Origin of the sequence: uncultured Cyclobacterium sp. (assembly GCF_963977555.1) — a bacterium.
Lineage (GTDB): Bacteria > Bacteroidota > Bacteroidia > Cytophagales > Cyclobacteriaceae > Cyclobacterium.
Window position 1 is genome coordinate 34399 of record NZ_CAXBPD010000027.1, and the last position, 18336, is coordinate 52734.

General features: G+C 37.6%; 15 protein-coding genes. 3 read left to right on the forward strand and 12 right to left on the reverse strand.

Annotated features, from left to right (window positions below; translation table 11 throughout):
- Positions 1–51: 51 nt before the first annotated feature.
- The 6 genes from AAC073_RS23240 to ssb form a co-directional block, all read right to left on the reverse strand.
- Positions 52–1491 (reverse strand): type IV secretion system DNA-binding domain-containing protein, encoded by a 1440-nt coding sequence (locus AAC073_RS23240; protein WP_094998144.1) that lies wholly within the window; start codon positions 1489–1491, stop codon positions 52–54.
- Positions 1488–2522, reverse strand: a complete 1035-nt coding sequence (gene mobB / locus AAC073_RS23245) for a MobB family relaxase (RefSeq protein ID WP_094999274.1) — start codon at positions 2520–2522, stop codon at positions 1488–1490. The genes AAC073_RS23240 and mobB overlap by 4 nt, the downstream gene beginning before the upstream one ends.
- A gap of 1 nt (position 2523) precedes the next feature.
- Complete coding sequence (locus tag AAC073_RS23250; protein ID WP_094998145.1) at positions 2524–3060, reverse strand: BfmA/BtgA family mobilization protein; 537 nt, start codon at positions 3058–3060, stop codon at positions 2524–2526.
- A 506-nt stretch (positions 3061–3566) separates the two neighbouring features.
- The gene (locus AAC073_RS23255) at positions 3567–3764 is read right to left on the reverse strand and encodes a hypothetical protein (RefSeq protein ID WP_225604094.1); all 198 of its coding nucleotides are present in this window, start codon (positions 3762–3764) and stop codon (positions 3567–3569) included.
- 124 nt (positions 3765–3888) lie between these two features.
- Positions 3889–4338 (reverse strand): JAB domain-containing protein, encoded by a 450-nt coding sequence (locus AAC073_RS23260; RefSeq protein WP_225604095.1) that lies wholly within the window; start codon positions 4336–4338, stop codon positions 3889–3891.
- A 70-nt stretch (positions 4339–4408) separates the two neighbouring features.
- Positions 4409–4744: a single-stranded DNA-binding protein gene (gene ssb / locus AAC073_RS23265; protein WP_225604096.1), complete on the reverse strand. Its 336-nt coding sequence runs from the start codon at positions 4742–4744 to the stop codon at positions 4409–4411.
- Positions 4745–4830: 86 nt separating this feature from the next.
- Between ssb and AAC073_RS23270 the strand changes: the two genes are divergently transcribed.
- Entirely contained in the window at positions 4831–5031 is a 201-nt protein-coding gene (locus AAC073_RS23270) for a hypothetical protein (protein WP_225604097.1), read from the forward strand.
- Positions 5032–5612: 581 nt separating this feature from the next.
- Here AAC073_RS23270 and AAC073_RS23275 read toward each other — a convergent pair.
- Genes AAC073_RS23275 through AAC073_RS23300 form a run of 6 tightly spaced genes read right to left on the reverse strand, consistent with a single transcriptional unit; the run spans position 5613 to position 16119 of the window.
- Positions 5613–7406 carry an ATP-dependent helicase gene (locus tag AAC073_RS23275; protein WP_225604098.1) on the reverse strand — a complete coding sequence of 598 codons (1794 nt, stop codon included), beginning with the start codon at positions 7404–7406 and terminating at the stop codon, positions 5613–5615.
- 2 nt (positions 7407–7408) lie between these two features.
- Positions 7409–9538 (reverse strand): AAA family ATPase, encoded by a 2130-nt coding sequence (locus tag AAC073_RS23280; protein WP_225604099.1) that lies wholly within the window; start codon positions 9536–9538, stop codon positions 7409–7411.
- A gap of 6 nt (positions 9539–9544) precedes the next feature.
- Complete coding sequence (locus tag AAC073_RS23285; protein ID WP_225604100.1) at positions 9545–10696, reverse strand: Wadjet anti-phage system protein JetD domain-containing protein; 1152 nt, start codon at positions 10694–10696, stop codon at positions 9545–9547.
- A complete protein-coding gene (locus AAC073_RS23290) occupies positions 10693–14094 on the reverse strand; it encodes an ATP-binding protein (RefSeq protein ID WP_339714913.1) in 3402 nt (1133 codons plus the stop codon). The genes AAC073_RS23285 and AAC073_RS23290 overlap by 4 nt, the downstream gene beginning before the upstream one ends.
- Positions 14072–14656 carry a DUF4194 domain-containing protein gene (locus AAC073_RS23295; protein WP_225604102.1) on the reverse strand — a complete coding sequence of 195 codons (585 nt, stop codon included), beginning with the start codon at positions 14654–14656 and terminating at the stop codon, positions 14072–14074. Before AAC073_RS23295 ends, AAC073_RS23290 begins: the two co-directional genes overlap by 23 nt.
- On the reverse strand, positions 14653–16119 hold the full coding sequence (locus AAC073_RS23300; protein WP_225604103.1) for a DUF3375 domain-containing protein: 1467 nt from the start codon (positions 16117–16119) through the stop codon (positions 14653–14655). The genes AAC073_RS23295 and AAC073_RS23300 overlap by 4 nt, the downstream gene beginning before the upstream one ends.
- A gap of 213 nt (positions 16120–16332) precedes the next feature.
- Here AAC073_RS23300 and AAC073_RS23305 point away from each other — a divergent pair, with 213 nt between their 5' ends.
- On the forward strand, positions 16333–17097 hold the full coding sequence (locus AAC073_RS23305) for a type IV toxin-antitoxin system AbiEi family antitoxin domain-containing protein (RefSeq protein ID WP_339926192.1): 765 nt from the start codon (positions 16333–16335) through the stop codon (positions 17095–17097).
- Entirely contained in the window at positions 17090–17983 is an 894-nt protein-coding gene (locus AAC073_RS23310) for a nucleotidyl transferase AbiEii/AbiGii toxin family protein (protein WP_225604105.1), read from the forward strand. Before AAC073_RS23305 ends, AAC073_RS23310 begins: the two co-directional genes overlap by 8 nt.
- The last annotated feature ends 353 nt before the right edge of the window (positions 17984–18336 follow it).

The following is an 18336-nucleotide window of genomic DNA, read 5'->3' on the forward strand; positions in this document are numbered from 1 at the left end:
ATCCAAAGAAAAAAAATAAAAGAATTGTTTTTAGATTAAGTTTATAACTTATTATTTTACTATGTTTTGAGTCTCTCTATAAACTCTCTCAAAATTCAATCTTAAATCTTCAGTTGAAAATAGATTTGCTTTTTTAGGAAATAGCTTTTGAATTGGTTGCAGTTTGAAATGAAGTTTCTTATCCTTCCCATCCGCAAAAGTGATAAATTCCCCTTGTTTCAATCTAAAGAAAGCGTCTGCCCTCCGTTTGGATACCTCTCTTTCGCCTTTGGTGATTCGACTCTCAAAACTCAACCCACTGCTTTTACTTATGCTTTTGGTCGGCGTTTTGATAATTTCAAAAAATCGTTCATAATATTTTGCAGTATCCGGGTCATTGACCTTACCAAAGAATTGATAAGATAGGTTGCTCAAAATGGCCTTACTCGCTTTTTCACCATAGAGCATATCGTTCTGGATCTTATCCTGCATTACATAAATGGTAGCAATATCATAGCTTCGAAGTGTAGCCGGAATACGGTGCATATTGAGCAACTTTATAGTAGGTGCTTCTTCCATCATCAAAAATGAGGATTTCTGCCCCCTGATGCTCATTTGTTTAATTACTGTATGAATGATTGCGGCAATAATAGGCGAATATGCGGATTCATATTTAGGGTGGTTCACTATGGAAAGTACCGCAGGATTTTTTTCATTATTGACATTAAGAGGCACTTCATCTTTTGACAGTGCCATGAACAGTTTTTGTGAACTGATTTTTTTAAAGGCATTGGCCAGAGTGCTTTTTACTCCGGCGGTCTGTTTTTCCGATTCGATACCATTTAAAAAAGCACTTGCCATACTTTGGGAAGTCAAATCCGATTTCAGGAAGGCAACCAGTTTTTTGGTGCTGAGCGATTGGAACAGAGCGATGATGTGGGGCAGGGTGCAAAATTGGGGATAGCTCGTTTTTAACTTCCATATCATTCCACCCAACAAGCCTTCCACAGCATCATTGAAAAATTTAGAAGTACTGTTTGTACTTGACTCATCTAATCCCAGAAGATTTTCAATCAAGACTTTTGAAACTTCATGCACGCTTTCCTCATTAGGTAAATATCTCGGTGCTATGGGATTCACCCGATAGTGGATCTGGTCAAAAGCAATGGTGTAGAATTTCACCCCATTCTCCTTAAATAAAGGATAGGCTATTTCCGTCAATTCAAAATCTTTATAGTCATGAAGAATACCGCAAAATTGATGTTTGCTAAAATGCTGCAATAAATTATAGATAACGCTTTCTGTTTTACCACTACCTGCAGAACCTATAATAGACACACCTCTTTTGATGTTGTCTATTTTAAACTTCCCATATTTCAATTTAAAATGTACCTGATACTTTTTATCCATTGGTTTTTTCCATTCTGCAAAGAACAAACCATAGAGTACAGTTCCAGCAAACAAAATAGGTACAACGATATACAGGGCGATATGTTCCCATTGCCAGTTCATATCCCGATGGAGCCTGATTCAATAGCCTTGCCGATTCCCTTTTTCAGTTGGTTGATGGCCTTTATGGTGAGCTGGAGCTTGTTCGTAGGGATACTCAACAATGTGGTGTTCACCCCGGATTTTTGAAGTAGTTTAAAAGCTACGGCCTTTTCGTTGGTCGGTAATTTGGTTATCATAGAAAAATATAGTTTGGGGTCTTTTAAAAAGGTCTTACGGGCGGTATAGGTCTCCACATAATTGCGCCGATATTTGAACAAGGTATCAAATGTCTTTTCCGAATTTTTAAAAAAAGTGTCCCTATCAAAGCCCCGTTTTACGGACTTGCCGTGCATTTCCACTTCGGAGGCTTTGTGCTTGCTCCCCGGGGAAAGACCATGCCGGTTAGAGGCATCTCTACGGCTGACGATGATATGTACATGGCTCTGTGGTCCTGGTTTGGCCATTCCCCGAACGATACGTTTGCCGTTCAATCGGTGTGGGGCCTTTGCCTCCAGTTTTTGGATTTCTTTGTTCAGTTTACGGATATTGCCCGATTGTTGTCCGGCCTCGATGCCACGTATCTCTTTCCTTAATTCCAATATCCGTGTGGCATAGGGTTGGTTTTCCCGGATTTCCTTGTCTGTTCCCTTGAACGTGCGTTGCCGTTCTACCTTGGCATAGTATTTAATATCATCCACATTGATTGGCCTTCCGTCTATTTCCCTGTTAAAAGCTTTGGCGTACTCCTTCATGGCTTCCCGTGTATAGTTTTTGAGCGCTTCGGGGGAATCCTGTATGGCTTTCAGTTCTCTGGCACTTGGGTTCAGGGTGATGGAATAGAACTTGGGCTCGGTCTTTTTGAGCTTGGCCGTATTCCCGTCTATTTCCCTGATGACCTCTTCCGTGGATATTTCTTCCCCAAATTGATTGAAGAAGTGTTTCATTTCTTCTACGGTCTTGCCCTCGTTTTCCTTTTCCAGATAGGAAACGAAGTCTGCTGAACTTTGGGCATAGTTGCCATCAGTTTTTTGTGCCGTGATGGTAATGTACATCCTATAATTCTTTTTTGAGTTTTTCAAATTCATCCTTGCCCATATCCAGCTTAAAATGCCCTTTGCCAAATGTTCCTTTTACATAGGTCATTTGTTCCATTACATTCTGAACACGGTTTTTATACTGCCCGAGTTCTTGCCGCATTTCCACATAGCGGTTTTGGTAATGCTCCAGTTCCCTGTCCCTGCTAAAAGGTTCCGGCGTTCCGAAATCAAAGCTTTCTTCCTTTTCTTGGTCTTCCACTTGTGACATTTCCTGGAACAGGGTATTCAACATGACCTTGGTGGGCAGGGTCTGTTGCTTTTCGATGTTCTTCAGGATGGCAATCACGGCATTGATACGTTTGTTGGTACGATTATTTCGGATTCCTAGGTCATCGTTTGGAGAAAGGTCGTTCCGTTCAAAAAAGTCCATCACGATCTCTAGGGTACGGGTATGGGAATCCGACACCAGACGGGAAAATGTCCGAAAGCGCACGGCCGTTTTCTTTTTGATGCTGATGGCCGAAAAGCGATATTTTTGATAGGTATCTCCCATTTTTACTAGATAATCGAGATTTAAGTATTCGAGATTTGTCCTGTCTCCGAATTATTTTCCTTTAAATTCTTTACGGGTTCATCCCAGTGGTTTTTTACAGTAAAAAATTCCCTGTTTTCGGGCGATCTGGCCGCATTTACTGTAAAAGGCCTTGCTAATCAAATACTTGTATGTTTTTAAGATATTGATTAACAATGCTTTATGAGCAAACAAATAATTATAACACCGCTATGCGTGTTACCCTCTTGCTTCTCCAAATTTCGTCCCGCAGGGACCAAAATTTTCCGAACAACCCGATTAAAAATCGGTTGCCGATTTACGGAAACTGCGTTCCGTTCAAATTGCTTTTATAATGGGTATGGTCATCAAGGAAAGTCAAATCAAAAAGGGGTGATGACCGTTGGAAATATATTCAGTTCCAACTCTATAAAGATATGGAATTTAGGGTATTGGACATAAAAAAAGCCCATCATAATAAATGGGCTTGTTTGGTGTTATTTAACATTTTAGATTCTAAAAATATACTTGTAATTGTATAGATTTCGTATCGCTTCCTCTTCCAACAGGGTTTGGTAATTTTCAAAGTGTTCCCTGGCGTAGTTCCTTAATTGTTCCCCAAACCGCTTTTCAATGTCCTTTTTTGACATTGATAGCAACCGTTGTTGGGTTTCGTCATCGAGATTGTTATAATTTAGATGTACCATTTTTCAAAATATTATAGGTCGTACAAATCGGGATTGAAACCATCGGGGTAATCCCCCAAGTCCTGCCCATTTTCCAACCATATTTCAAATGCCGTCTTTTCCTTGTTTTCCATGATGCGGGATTTTAAACCAGTCCATTATCGGTAAAACTGTAATAGTCACCATTTGGCGTAATGATTAAATGGTCGAGTACCCGAATGTCGAAAAGCCGTGCCGCTTTCTTGATTTTTTCGGTAAGGTCAATGTCCGCTTTGGATGCCTTCAACTGCCCCGATGGATGGTTATGGGTGAGTATGATGCCAACGGACAGGGTTTTCAGTGCGATGGCGAACAATAGCCGTAAATCGACTATAGTGCCCGTAATACCACCTGTGGATAATGGATAAATACCCTTGACCTTGTTGGAGTTGTTAAGCAAGAGTACCTTAAAGGTTTCGTGCAACCCGATAGTGTCCTTGTCCCAATTTTCGTATAGCAATTTTGCCACATTCTCGGAATTATTCATTTGTGGTGATTTCGAGACGCTTATTTTTTCTCGGTACCGTATCTGTATTTCGTTAACTTTGTTTCTCATTGTTATTCTAATTAAGATTGATAATGAAAAAGAGGGTGCAGCTTTCGACGGTAACACCCTCTTTACTTTTTTACTTGTTGCCCATTAACAGGATTTCATCGGCTACCACTTCGGTAACATAGCGTTGGTTACCATCGTCCATAGTGTAGGTTCGGGTCTTTAACTTGCCCACGATACCGATTTCCTTGCCTTTTTCGGCATATTTTTCGATGATGTCGGCAACCTTGCCCCAAGCGACAACGGTGTGCCAATTGGTATCGGTCTGTTTTTCTCCCTTGCCGTTTTTGTAGTTCTCATTGGTCGCCAATGACAGACGGGCTACTTTTTTGCCGCTTTCAAGGTTCGTAATGGTCGGTTCCTGCCCAACGTTCCCGATCAGCTGTACATGATTTTTAATACTGCTCATAACTAAATATTTAAAAGATTAATAATTCCCTTTTCCATTCAATCGTGATTAAATTTTAAGGGGTGTTTGTTTGATTTCTTACGTGCATGGCACCAATGGATAAAGTGGGTTTTGTCAAGACTTTCGGGGAACAAATCAGGAGTGTCTGCGACGTAGCAATCCGCCTTTTCGGCGGATTCAAGGAAGTAGAAACCTTATTTTTCGCTGAAACCAGCTATGGTCTTGACAAGTTCCATAAGAGTATTAGCAATTCTTCCAAAGCCGTACACAAGGGAGCGTACAGATAGTTAAGCGAGTGAAGGGGATGGGGTTTGGAATAGAATTGGTTATACTGTGCCCGTTTTTCGATGCCCCGAAAAACGACAAAGGCTTTATCCATTATAAACCCCTTAAAATGTGTAAGGCAGCAGTTTGGTTTTTAGGGATTTCGAGCAAGGGCCAAAGAAGTTCTTGCCGAAAATCACGTTAGGAAAACCGAGACGGTGGCTTTCCGTTGATAAGCGGACTCCATTCTCTTTTTGGCTCGGGATTGAAACATCCCTTCCCAGTCATACGGGAAAGGGTAGTGGAATGTAAAGCCAAAAACGGGGATGGTGTTCAAGGCTTTTTTAGTGAAGCTCTTTTTCCGAAATGGAGTGGCTATTCGCACTTTTGCGGGGAGCCGTGGAACGTAGGGGAATGTGCTGAGCGGGTATTATGAAAACACTAATTTATTCATTGATGTTAATTGAGTCTTGATAGCTCTCAATTACTATTTTCCAAATAATTATATATATCCTTTTGAGGGGATGTTTTTCGATTTTACCCTAGCAGAGTATTGATTAGGTAACTTCTATAGTTATTAAACTATATTAGAATTCAAAAACTTTTAAATCTCATCGTACTGATGAACTACTTGGGATAGGACGTTTGTGGGATAATAGAGTTGATTTTGCCTATTTTTTCTTCCTGTTTCAGAAATTAAATGAAGATTCTTTCTAGCTCTTGACCCAATTACGTAGAGTAGTCTTTTTGCAGACTCAACACCATTAGCATCCATAAAATGAGGCACATAACCTTCAAGTAGGCCAAACGCTATAACCGTATCGAATTCCGCACCTTTTACACCGTGGATAGTGGAAATCGTAGTACCTTCCTTTTGTTGGAAAACTTTTTTGAAGCTGTCTATATGCTCAATGAAGTCGTTACCATCATTTTTTATTCTCTCGATGCGTTTTTTTGAACTATCAAAAAAAGAAGTGAAACTTTCAGTTAATGAGACATTTGTACTTAGGTCAATTCCTAATTCTTCCAAGAATGATACAAAAAAAGACTCTAGATAGAGTAAGCCATTAGATTCTTCGATATAAATCCCATTGCAAATTCTCAAAATAAGTTTATGATTGATTGAATCGACATTATATCCCGAATCTTCTAAGTCTCTAAGAACTTCACTTGCCCAACGCAAACGTCTCAAATACATATTTGGCGAAGCTTCGGTTAGTACAATGCGAGAAAGTTTATACCAAAAGTTATCCAAATCCCTTGAAAAAGGTGCCATCCCTGGGCCATTAAAACTATATTCTGGCAATTCTATCATTAAACTTCGTGAAATAGATGCCAAATGAATCCATTGAGGTCCAAGAATACAGATTTCATTTGGGTCAATACCAAGTTCTTCAATATTGTACCTGAGTAATCTGCTCATTTCTTTTACTAAATTATCTACGTGAACTTGATTATTAAATGATATGACACTAACATAATCTTTTTCATTTCCTGATGCCACAACACTATTTTCTATGGTCTTGTAATTGTCAAAATAGTTAACAATGGATACAGAACTACGGTAATTTTGTTCAAGTTCTAATCTTTTAAATTCGAGGCCAGAAAGTGCTTCGAGCTCTTCTTTTTTAATAGGATAACCACCAAGACCACCATAAATTGTTTGATTCGGATCACCGACAATCAATGCCCTTGTATTTCCTTGCGCCGAATTCCATATTTTGGAAATGATGTGGTACTGAATTTCTTTAGTGTCTTGGTATTCATCAACCAAAATGATTTCAAATAGTTTGGACAGCGTATTCGAAATAATAGGGTTTTCTTCAAGAAGTTTATGGGCATATAACAGAATCAGTTCATAACTAATGAAGTTATGCTCATTTAGATATGTAAAATAGCTTTGTAATGCAGCGCTAACATTATCATACTTATAACCCGAATTAGTCACTTGAACAATACCATTGATGCTTGCATAATGACCACAATCCCAACTGGAAATTCTTGGTTTTTGGTAAGCAGCACATATATCATTCAGTAAGTTTTCAGACTCATTGGCATCCATAATTCGGTATCCAAATTTGAGCTTTTCTAAAAGTGAAGAATACGGTTTGAGAATCCATTCATTGCAAAAGGAATGGATAGTACCTATCCATAATTGGTCGGTTGGAACACCTAACAATTCAATTCTTTCTTTTATTTCGTTAGCTGCACGATTGGTGTAGGTAATAGCTATGACAAACTTTTTGTGGGAATCTAATTTGGAAAGTTCATTCGCTACCTTATAGGTAAGCGTTCGTGTTTTACCACTTCCAGGACAAGCCACCAATAAAATGTTGTCATTGTCCCTTACAACGGCACTCTGCTCTTCATTTAGTTCTTTATCGGTCCAAACAAACATTTTTACAATAGTCTTAAAAAATCCAAACCTCTATCATCCAGAACTAAGGCCTCAAATTCATCTAGAATTTCTGGAAGCTCTATCTCATTATTTCGATAACGTCTCAAATTGATTTCTAAATCATTAAAATTAAAACCATTGGCATCTTTTAAATGTGTTTTAATTCTATGATTAAAAATTCCTGCTATAATCTCTCGGTTCATTTTAGGTGTCGCAAAACGTATCGCGTTTAAAATATAGTTTGGGATTTTTGTATTATGGTCAATACTGCTTCCCAACAGAATGGCAAACCATCCTTTACCTTCTTGTTTTGCCATAGTCAATATTCTTTTGCCAACAATGGCCACCTCATCAGATGCTAATTGCTCTTTGGCCAAGTCGATGGTATCTGGGTCAGAATATACCTGCTCAACGATACCTGTCACAACTTCGGGTTGATTCAACATAGCAAAGTCCACCTCAAATGTGTGGTGTGCATAAAAAGCCTCAATCCATCTATTGTCGTTAATATATTCTGCTATTTTTTCTTGCCGTTCTTTACCTTTCTTCTCAGAGTTGTAACACTTGGTTTTGTATTTTTTTATCGCATCGGAATCCCCATCTTGAATGGCAACATCTGCAATCGATGTATCCAAATCTGTTAGGATAGCGCAATTACGTTGTATTCTGTCGTCGTGAAAAATATCAGCTATATTCTCGAAACCTGTACTTCTGATATTTATGATGCTCACGCCAATCTCATCCAAACTAAATCCAAGGACTTTTTTTATCAACGATGGTATTAAAATTTCTTCGGCATCGCCTTCAACCAAAATGACACCTTTGGCAAATAGTAGGTTTGTCCGTATGGCGTCTAGGTAGCGTTCCAACTTAATAATTCTTGGTTCATCTAGACCATTTGCAGGTTGGTAGGCAACGGCATAATTTTCTTTTTTACTGAGCACATTGATGTTTGATAGATTGCTTACCTCTGAAATCTGAGTGGAATGTGTCGAATAGATTATTTGTGTATCTCCATAGTTCAGTTTATCAAACAGCGATTTTTGAATATGAGTATGGATATGCGCTTCGGGTTCTTCTATTAACAAAAAGTTCGCAAAGGTTTCATTGGCCTTTTGATACTTGAATTCCAATAGCTTTAAAGTCAAATAAATGAGGTTGGCGCCACCAAGACTCAACTCGTGGATACCACCTTCGTAATCTTCACCGGGTTCCCCGATAAACAGTTTTAAAGATTGCAGAAGTTTGTTGGCTTCATCCGATAAACTCGATTTAATACTAAGCGAAGAAGGTGAGTAGGTTTCACCTACAGTTTCCTTAATCGTTTGGGAAATATTGTCAGTAACATCCAAGACATCTTGCAACTGCTCAATTGATTCATTTAATTCAGATACTTGATTTGAAATGTTTGCATATTCATCTTCATCAATATCCTCACTTTTGGCTTTCAATAAAGTCAAAAGTGGGTTCGTCCTGTTGTTATGAAAGTCTGAAACCACATCTCTTAATGCTTTAATAAACGTAAAGGAAACCTCTCTCGAAATTGATAGTTGATGTGGTATCAAGATACCTATTTTGGATGTGTCATCTGGAAAAGGAAACTTTACATTTTCAAAATCGCCAACAATATCCTTGTAGACATTCTCGTCATTAAAATCCACCGTACTCTTTCCTGTAAATTTTGTTTCATAATCATCTATGGATAAACTATCTAGGATTGCCTCTAAACCAACTGTATCGCCATCCGCTAATTCTGAAAGTCTTATACGAATATCTGGCTTTGGTCTAAACAGAAGTGTATAGGTTGCCTTGGTCAGAGGTTCTTCAGTCACATCACCCGTGCCATGTACGAACAATGCCTGAATTTCTTCATCGGGCGATAGATTGCTGAACTCAATGCTGATGATTATCCAATGGCCTTTCCAAGCACCCAAATGCCTATTGAAGTCACTTTCATCCAACTTATAAGACATTCGCAATAAGTTATCATCCAAAAGCAAGCGGATGGCTCGAAACAGATTAGTTTTTCCAGACCCATTTTCGCCTATGATAGTATTGATGCCTTCCTTGAACGAAAATTTGGCATTCCTAAAACTTTTGTAATTGACTATGGAAACATTTGATATATACATTGGTTGTTATGTTTGTTCGGTTAATGGTTTTAGCTTTAGTAGAGCATAGTCTATTGGGATTTTTTCTTGTTCCAATCTCCATTTATTTTTAAATAGCATTTGATGCATTTGGTACTCATCTTCAGTCAGATTTGGAAGCGATGCGACTTTCGATTTAGTCTCTAAGTCATCTTCATAATATTTATCAAATGTGGCTTTATCCATCATTAAGCTCTTCGTTTGAGGATAGTGCCCTCTAAAGCCTGAAAGAATTTCAAAGCCTTGGGCATCCAAATCACCCCAATACCAAATTTGGCAGCTTTTTAACCACTCGATATTCTTTAGCGATAGTACTTTAAAGCCTTTACCAAAAATCGACAGGGTACTTTTCATTTCAGGAATAGTGAGTAAATTCATAAGATTTTCTACAATTAAGACTTTTTTTATTGGTAACTCAATTTTCGAAAAATCACTTAGTCTTATCGAAATATCTTCTAACCCTGAAAAATACTGCTGTGTTATTTGGCTATCAAGCAAGCGGAAACGCACCAAAGGTTCGCTGTATTTTAGGTGGAATCGTGTCTCAAAGTGATTGTGTTCGTCAAAATTTAGAGATTGGGCAAGTATTATATCCAACAATTCCCGAAGTAGTGATTTGTTCAGTTCTATAAATTTGGTGTGAACTTTTATTGGAAGTTCCCGAATGTAAAGGTCTGGTTTGGGATTGGATTTAAAATAGCCGACCACTTTTAGGATATCTTGCCAATGTTCTATCATGGCAACCAATTTCAGAGGGTTGGCACAGAGCCAACTTTTGAGCTCTGGATAGAGGCTTAACGTTTCATCCTTTAATCGTTTGAAGGTCTTGACCTCGTTAATCTTTCCCAGATAGCCAACGTAGTCAAGCTCATTTTCGAAGTAAATTCGTTTAGGCAAACTCTGTGAACCTATAAAACGGGTTTTGGTCTTTACACACTCGATAGTGTAGCCGTATTTGTTGTCGTCATTTGAATCGCTTAATAAATCATCCATTTCCTTCCTGTAAACCTCAAGCGACTTTCCTGGCGATTTATTCCCTCTAATTTCCATAGGAAAAAGCTCTTCTTGATTGACCAGAGAGGACAAAAATGAAGCGTATGCTCTAAGTGCTTTTTTCTTTATTTCTGAAGATGATATCAACTGGTCATTAAGTATTTTTCGCTTTCCTTTTGAAACTGCTCGATTGGCATATCGTATAACGAACTCTTTTTGCCATTTTCAATTTCCGTAAAATGCACAAAGGAAATATAAGGTTCAACTATCTCTATATTATCACTTGGGGTCACTACCAACACCTGTAAGTGAAGTTGTTCGCATAACTTCAACAAATATTCTGATTTGTCTTGGTCCTGAGCCTTGAATGCTTCATCAATGGCCACGAACCTAAATGAATTGGCTTCTAACCCCTGCGAAGTCAGATTGAATTGGTAGGCAATCGCCGCACCCAAGATGGTATAGGTAAGTTGGGCTTTTTGACCACCAGACCTATGGCTCATACTTTCAAATGTGGCAATTTTCTGGTCGTCTTCCCTAACAAATTCTTCTGCTCTATATTGAAACCAATACCTAACATCAAGAGCCTGTTTACGCCACTTTTCATTATCGAGTTGTTCGATTAAAGGTGCTATGTAGCTTTCAAAATGAATTCTTTTAGATTCGGTAGTTGTTATTTGCGCAACGTCAGGTAAGGCTTCGTGAAGCAGTTTTCTGAAATCGTCAGCTTGCTCGGACAGAGCCATTCGCTCTGACAATTGAATGTATGTGCTTCTAGGTGCAACTTCAAAGTCTATGGCTTGTAAGGACGCATTAAGGGTCTTTATGGTATTCTTGATTTCTTCAATCCATTTTTCAAAGAAAAAATTAAAAGCACCTACCTTATCGATAATAGTATCCTCTAAGTAGGTATCAAACTTGGCCTGAAAGCTTGGCAAATCATCTTCTTTGAGTTTTTTGTAAAGGTCTTGGTATTGGTAAAGATGGTCAAGATTGCTCGTCAGTTCGCTAACATCTGAGCCCCAATCAGGAAATCGTTCAAGGGTATCCATATCTGGGTTCTTGAATTTTGATATTCTCGGTGTAAGCTTATCTCTGGTCTTATAAATTGATTCTTCAACCTTCTTTAAATTACTCTGGTTATCCTCTTGAAATGTTGACCGTACCTGCTTGAAATTCTGATAGGACAAATTGCTCAACAATGGATTTTCGGCATCAAAATCTGATATATCAATATTGTTCTCAGATAGTATTTTGAGTTGAGATTCAAAGGTTTTAAGTTCCCCTTGAATTTCACCCAATATCCTATTGATATTGAATATCCTTTCAGATTTGGGTTTCTTTTCCGCCTTATTTTCAGCAATCTTGTCTTCCAGACTTTTTTTCCGCTTTCTTAAAGTTTTGGCGGTATCGTTTCCCTCTTCCAGTTCTTTGATTATGTCGTTCAACTCTTGTATTTCCAGCGCATACTTCTTCCAATTTATAAGGTCGTAATCCTCAAAACTCGTTAAAAATGTATTGTAATTTTTATTCAAATCTGCGAGTGTACTTATACCAGCATCTAGTTGTTTTTTGTCTTCTAAAAGTTTGTCGCCATTTTCCCGAAGTTTAGTGTAGTTATCCTTTAGTGCATTTATCTTGACCTTGTTATCCCATCCCAAAACATAGTTATTTCTAGAATTAATTTTAGCTCTATCATCTTTCTCGTGGTTTCCCTTCCCTCTTTTGATAAGCCCGTTGATGGTAATTGCTTTTTCAGCTTTCGCGAAAGTGTTCAAGTCCTCAACGCACAGATAATTGTAACGCGATACTATATTGTCTTCGATGAAGTCTGAATAGGGAGAATCTTTCTTAAATTCCAATTTACCGATCAATTTATCATCATCTTGGAATGGTGTGTTGAAACCACTCAACAAGGAATCGGTATGGCGCAGATATGTGATTTTACCACGTAAATTCGTGTCGTTTACATAGGTATTTACTTTTTTGTAATATTTCTCGGGAACAATCAATCGAAGGGCAAATGAATGTAGCACCTTTTCAATAGAAGATTGCCATTTTAATTGCTCGTCTTTCACCATAATGAGTTCACCAACAAAAGGAATTTCCTTTTTTGAAGCACCAGTTACAGTTAAGATGTCTTCCCTAATGGATGCCACTCGGCCAGAAATGTTGTTATCGTTTTTACGAAGCGTTTCTATCGTATCAACAATTGAGTCAATTGCCTTTTTGTTTTCTGCTATGTTAATTTCAACAGCTGTTTTTCCTTCGATTTTTTGAGTTCGTTCATCATCTGTTTCTTTAGCTCTTTTGATAGCATTGTTTCTGTTTTCATCAAAATCACTTTCTGTCGGGTTTTCTTCGAGGGTTAATTTTCTAGCGAAAGCATTGTACAAATCCAGCCTGGTTTGCCGTTGCGACTTTTTGACTTCCAATTCTTTTACATTCTTGGTAAGCTTATCGATTTGGGCACTTACTTCATCATTTTTTATTTGATTATTTACCTCGTTCAAATCTTCACTAAGCGTTTCTTCCTGGGCATCAAGTTCCTTTAATTGAGTCTCAACTTTTTCCTTTTCGCCTTCCAAATTCTCTTTCTCGGTATCAAAAAGCTCTTTTCCTTTTTTGGAAAACCATAGTACTGCAAGATCTCTGGAATGGATTAGTTTTTCCTTTCTGCTAGTTTTTTCTTTAAGCTTTTCAGCTAGATTATTGATGGGCTCAAGCTGATTGAGTTGCTCTTGCGTTTTATCGATTTTGTTTTTGGCGCTACTAAGAGTTACGAAACTATTTCGAAGTTCAACATAAGTTGCTTCAGGCTTTTTATCCTCAAGCATATTAATCCTGATAAAGCCATCCAAATCCTCTAATACCTTAATACCAACAGTTTGATTAAAGAGCTTCAGAGCCTTTAATGATTTCATCCCCAATACAGCTATCAAACGCTTTGCATAACGAGTAGGGTAATCGTCAAAAAATTCAACTCTTTTTTTCTGGGTATTGCTATTGAACTCTTGCTCTAACCGATGTTTCCAAAGGTTTTTGTCATCAAATTTTGGAAAGTGATTCTCAATGGTCAAGGGTATGTGGGCTATACCATAACTACGTCTCATCTCGTTGCCTGAGAACCATCTTAATTGAAAGAGGGTTACCGTTTTTTGGTCTTCGTTCCCAAAGGAAGCCAATAATATAGAATAAGTGTCTTTATTCCGTAGCCGTTGGGCTGTTGCGCTACTGGCACCTTCTTTCAATATTGTACCATACGCACCCAATACATAGCTTTCCTCGGTACGGTCGCCTTTCTTCTCTGAGCCTGATGACTGATTGTAAAACCTGTCCTTTTTCTGTGGTACCAAAAGAGTCAATAGCGCATCTATAAAAGTTGTCTTACCGGAACCGTTGGCACCTGTAAGTAGTGAATTATTTCCTTTAGGCTCAATCCTTATAATTTCGTCATCAAATGTTCCCCAATTATAGACCTCAAGATAGTTGAGCCTAAATCCAGAGGTATCTGACCGTGTACTAAATAGACTCAACATATTCATTCAATTTGTTTTTAAATTCTTCTAGTGCATCTATGTTCACTTTTTCTTTAATGATTTTATGGATTCGGTATCGGGTATTGGGGTCATCGGAATCCACTCTTTTTATGTACCCCAGTTTTTCTATCCGCTTGATGTAATCTTCAAGCTTCTTTAAATAGCCAACCTTATCGTATTTTTCGGGAAGAAAAAGTTCTATCTGGTTGATTAATTCCTCATTATCAATAAATTTTTCCGACCCGGTGAAATCCAATGGGTTTGTTTCAAAATCTTCCAAAATCTGTCGTAATACCACCAAGAGTACAGAGGTTTCAAAACCTAGTTGTTTTCGTGAGACCAATCCTATGGTATTGTCATCATCATCAATGGGAAATTGTTTTAAAAAAGCATAGCCATCATTTTCCTTAATGATGAGCTCTAACCCTATTACATTAACATATTCTTGAATGGGTTTTCTATACAACAGCACGTCGTCCCAAACCTTGTCGTCACTATTTATCGTGCCCTTTAACAATCGTACAATTGCCAAGGAATATTCTTTTAGATTGGAACTCAAACTGTTCATTTTGTGATTATTATTTCTGGAATTCTTATTATTTTATTCGCTGTACCATCGAACAGGATTTGTGTTTCTTTATCACTATTGAAGGTATGCTTGAAGTTTTTCAGAATGCTGAAATATCCAAACACTTCGGGCAGTCCTTGGGTAACGCCACCATTGTCATCAATAATTTCGGCCAAAGAAGCCTGTCCTTTCTCTTCAAGGGTTCGAAGGATATTCGCATTCAAAACCTTTTTACTAATTTTTCGTTTTGCAGCTATTTTCTCAAACTGCGAAGATTGTTCAATGTCTTTCGGGACGACCAGCGGTCGTTGGCTGTATGTTCTATCTTTCTTCTTTTCTAGCGTGAGCTTCTTATCAAAATCCAGATTGATTTCCGGTTCATTTTCTAGTTCTATGGATATATCTGGTGATTTTGAAACCCTACTGGTTTGTATTAACAGGTTCTTTATTTCCGCCAAAAGTCTTTTGAGGCTTTCTCTTTGTAAAGAGTCGCTCTCCCTAATGATTTGACTGATTTTTTCAGCCATTTTATCATTTGCCCTATAGACGTGCTGGCCAGTCTCAAAAAGATTGTTTTTTATACCTATGAGAAAGTCATCATCGACCTCGATTTCCTTTTCCTTTAGCTTGCTTAACAATTCATCTATTAAACTGTTCCACTCGGTTTTTAGGCCTCTGTCTATGAGGAATTGCCAAAACGCATAGAAACTTTTTCCCTGATGGCTTTTTTTGAGCTTGTCAATGGCATCAAATGTAAATGACAGTACTTCTTTTTTGGACAGGTCTGAATCGGTATGCTTAAGATAAATTTCTTTTGAAATTTCTTTGAAGTTGATTTCAACTTCTTTGAAATCTGAAAGTAATTCTTTTGCAGTATCATTGATATTCTGAAACCTTGGAATAATTTCATATTCCTGATAGGTATCTACCTTACCGCTAATTTTTAACTCGTTGATTTCATTCTCAAGTTCACGCTTTTTCACTTCAAGGATTTCGATACGTTTTTCAACATCGTCATTGGTCCATTCAACAAGTTCTTTGAGCTGATTAAAGACTTCCTTGAATTTTGATTCGGTTCCTACAAACTCTTTTTTCTTAAGACTTTCCAACCAAATAAGGGTTTTAGTGGTGTGATTGGTAAGCTGATAATGCGGTGTGCCACTCTCATTTCTAAAACTGGTCAAGAAACCCAGTTGTGTCCATCGTTTAATGAGTTTTTTGGCTTTTACCTCATACGTATCTGCAAATTGAAGGTCGTTTTCCTCATCTTCTTCCAGTTCAATACTTTCAAGGTGGTCTGCAAGTTTGGTATGAATAAAATCGTAAGAATGGCTTTTGCCGGTATCTGGGAAAGTCGATAGTAGAAACAGCAGTATTAATTCCCGATTTCGGGATTTTAAAATCTTGACACTAGGTGCGTGTTCAAGAATTCTTTTTATTTCTTCTAACTCAAAAGTTCTCAAAATAGGTAAAGCACTTTCAAATTATCCAAAAAATAAAATTAATTGTGCCGAATAATGGTTGTGTTAAAGTTGGTTTAAATATAGCTGAATTTTGTTGAATATTAAAGTTTATAAAAATATAAAATCACAAACTAATAGTTTGTATATTTGAAAAAAAATAAACTACGATAACTTTGTGTGGTTTAAAAAAAGTTAAAAACAGAAACTATTAGTTTGGAAAAAGAACAAAAAATAAACCACCTTCTTAATTTACAGCCTCCGGGAGTTGTCTATTTAAGCTCATGGTTAACGGAAAATGGGTTCTCCACACAATTGCTTAATCGATATAAAAAGAGCAATTGGATATATTCCGTAGGTCCTGGAGCTTGGATGAGAGTGGGTGATATGCCTACTTATCAGGGAGCATTGTTTGCATTGCAAGAACAAGCTGACCTGAATATACATCCAGGAGGTAAAACAGCCTTATCCTTAATAGGAAAGGCCCATTATTTGGAGCTATCCACAAAACAAGTAACGTTATTCGGGGGTAGCGAAGAAAAATTGCCCGCTTGGTTTTCAAAATACGATTGGGAGGTAAAAGTAAATTACTTTAGTTCCTCCTTTCTTCCACCCAATATAGGGATGCAAGCTATAGAACAGGGAGCTTTTAATTTGTTGGTGTCCAACCCGGCGAGGGCTTTGATGGAATGCCTCTACCTAACGCCAAAAAAACAAGAATTGGTCGAGTGTTATGAAATCATGGAGGGGTTAAACAACCTTAGGCCAAACCAGGTACGTGAACTTTTGGAGGCATGCAATTCAATAAAGGTAAAACGATTATTCCTATACATGGCAGAAAAAGCCGGACACGATTGGTTTAAATATATGAGTTTGGAAAATATAGATATTGGAAAAGGAAAGCGCTCCTTGGTAAAGGATGGTGTTTATATATCCAAATATCAAATTACTGTCCCTAAAGCATTGGAGAATTATGAGTAACTATAAGCAACAGGTTTCCCTATTGTTACAAGTGTTGCCGGAAGTGGCAAAAGAACCAGTTTTCGCATTGCATGGAGGTACGGCCATCAATCTGTTTGTACGGGATATGCCCAGATTATCTGTGGACATCGATTTGACCTACATTCCCATTGAGGACAGAAAGACATCTTTTAAGAACATTATTGAAAGTCTTGGCCAGATAAAAACTAAACTCGAAAAAATTCTGCTGGAAGCTACAATTACCCTTAAAGAGGAAACATTGAAGCTTCAAATCACGACCGTAAACGCACAGATAAAATTGGAAGTGAACCAAATCAACAGAGGAATTATGGATGATACAGTAACGCTACCACTATGCGAAAAGACCCAAGAGGAATTTGATGCTTTTTGTGCCATACCTGTGGTTCCTTTAGGTCAGTTGTATGGTGGAAAAATCTGTGCTGCATTGGACCGTCAGCATCCTAGGGATTTGTTCGATGTAAAATATCTGTTGGAAAATGAAGGATTTACCGAAGAAATCAAAAAAGGTTTCATATTGTTCCTTTTGTGCAGTAATCGCCCCCTTCACGAAATGTTGCATCCCAATTTTATCGACCAAAGAGAAACCTTGGTCAATCAATTTGAAGGTATGAGTGAGGAACCCTTTACCTATGAAGATTTTGAAAAGACCAGAGGGGAATTGATAAAAACAATCCATCAAAATCTAACAGACAAAGACAAGGAGTTCTTATTGAGTTTTGGAGAAGGAACACCCAATTGGGATATTTATGATTTTGAACGGTTTCCTGCCGTCCAATGGAAACTACAGAACCTTACAAAACTAAAAAATGGCAATCCAGAGAAGCATGAAAGTTTTGTTGCTTCACTGAAGAAAGTATTGTATTGATTATAATATATAAAGTACATGGGTTATTATAAAATTTTGTTACTAAATGGGTTGATTTAATATTTAACAAATTTTATATTTGTAGGGTCAGAAAGTAAAGCAATTTACTTTGAGTTCATTTAAGTATCGTCAACAAATCGGATAACAGTTGTTTCTTGAAAGCTGTAACTGATTGATATATAAAGCATTGTGTAGTAGGGTTCAAACTCTGCCACCCCGACGAACCTAGTAATAGGAAGTATCAAAACACTGTTAATCGTATGATTATCAGTGTTTTTTGTTTTTAGGCATTTTATTTGATGCCAAATAAAAGCAATTAAACTCAATAAAAAGGTGTACAATCAGGTGTGCAC

What these genes read in the sequence shown, in the direction of transcription:
- AAC073_RS23240 (WP_094998144.1), bottom strand. Translation starts at nt 1,491, where the DNA reads ATGAACTGGCAATGGGAACATATCGCCCTGTATATCGTTGTACCTATT.
- AAC073_RS23275 (WP_225604098.1), bottom strand. Translation starts at nt 7,406, where the DNA reads ATGTTTGTTTGGACCGATAAAGAACTAAATGAAGAGCAGAGTGCCGTT.
- mobB (WP_094999274.1), bottom strand. Translation starts at nt 2,522, where the DNA reads ATGTACATTACCATCACGGCACAAAAAACTGATGGCAACTATGCCCAA.
- AAC073_RS23250 (WP_094998145.1), bottom strand. Translation starts at nt 3,060, where the DNA reads ATGGGAGATACCTATCAAAAATATCGCTTTTCGGCCATCAGCATCAAA.
- AAC073_RS23295 (WP_225604102.1), bottom strand. Translation starts at nt 14,656, where the DNA reads ATGAACAGTTTGAGTTCCAATCTAAAAGAATATTCCTTGGCAATTGTA.
- ssb (WP_225604096.1), bottom strand. Translation starts at nt 4,744, where the DNA reads ATGAGCAGTATTAAAAATCATGTACAGCTGATCGGGAACGTTGGGCAG.
- AAC073_RS23280 (WP_225604099.1), bottom strand. Translation starts at nt 9,538, where the DNA reads ATGTATATATCAAATGTTTCCATAGTCAATTACAAAAGTTTTAGGAAT.
- AAC073_RS23255 (WP_225604094.1), bottom strand. Translation starts at nt 3,764, where the DNA reads ATGGTACATCTAAATTATAACAATCTCGATGACGAAACCCAACAACGG.
- AAC073_RS23260 (WP_225604095.1), bottom strand. Translation starts at nt 4,338, where the DNA reads ATGAGAAACAAAGTTAACGAAATACAGATACGGTACCGAGAAAAAATA.
- AAC073_RS23270 (WP_225604097.1), top strand. Translation starts at nt 4,831, where the DNA reads ATGGCACCAATGGATAAAGTGGGTTTTGTCAAGACTTTCGGGGAACAA.
- AAC073_RS23310 (WP_225604105.1), top strand. Translation starts at nt 17,090, where the DNA reads ATGAGTAACTATAAGCAACAGGTTTCCCTATTGTTACAAGTGTTGCCG.
- AAC073_RS23290 (WP_339714913.1), bottom strand. Translation starts at nt 14,094, where the DNA reads ATGAATATGTTGAGTCTATTTAGTACACGGTCAGATACCTCTGGATTT.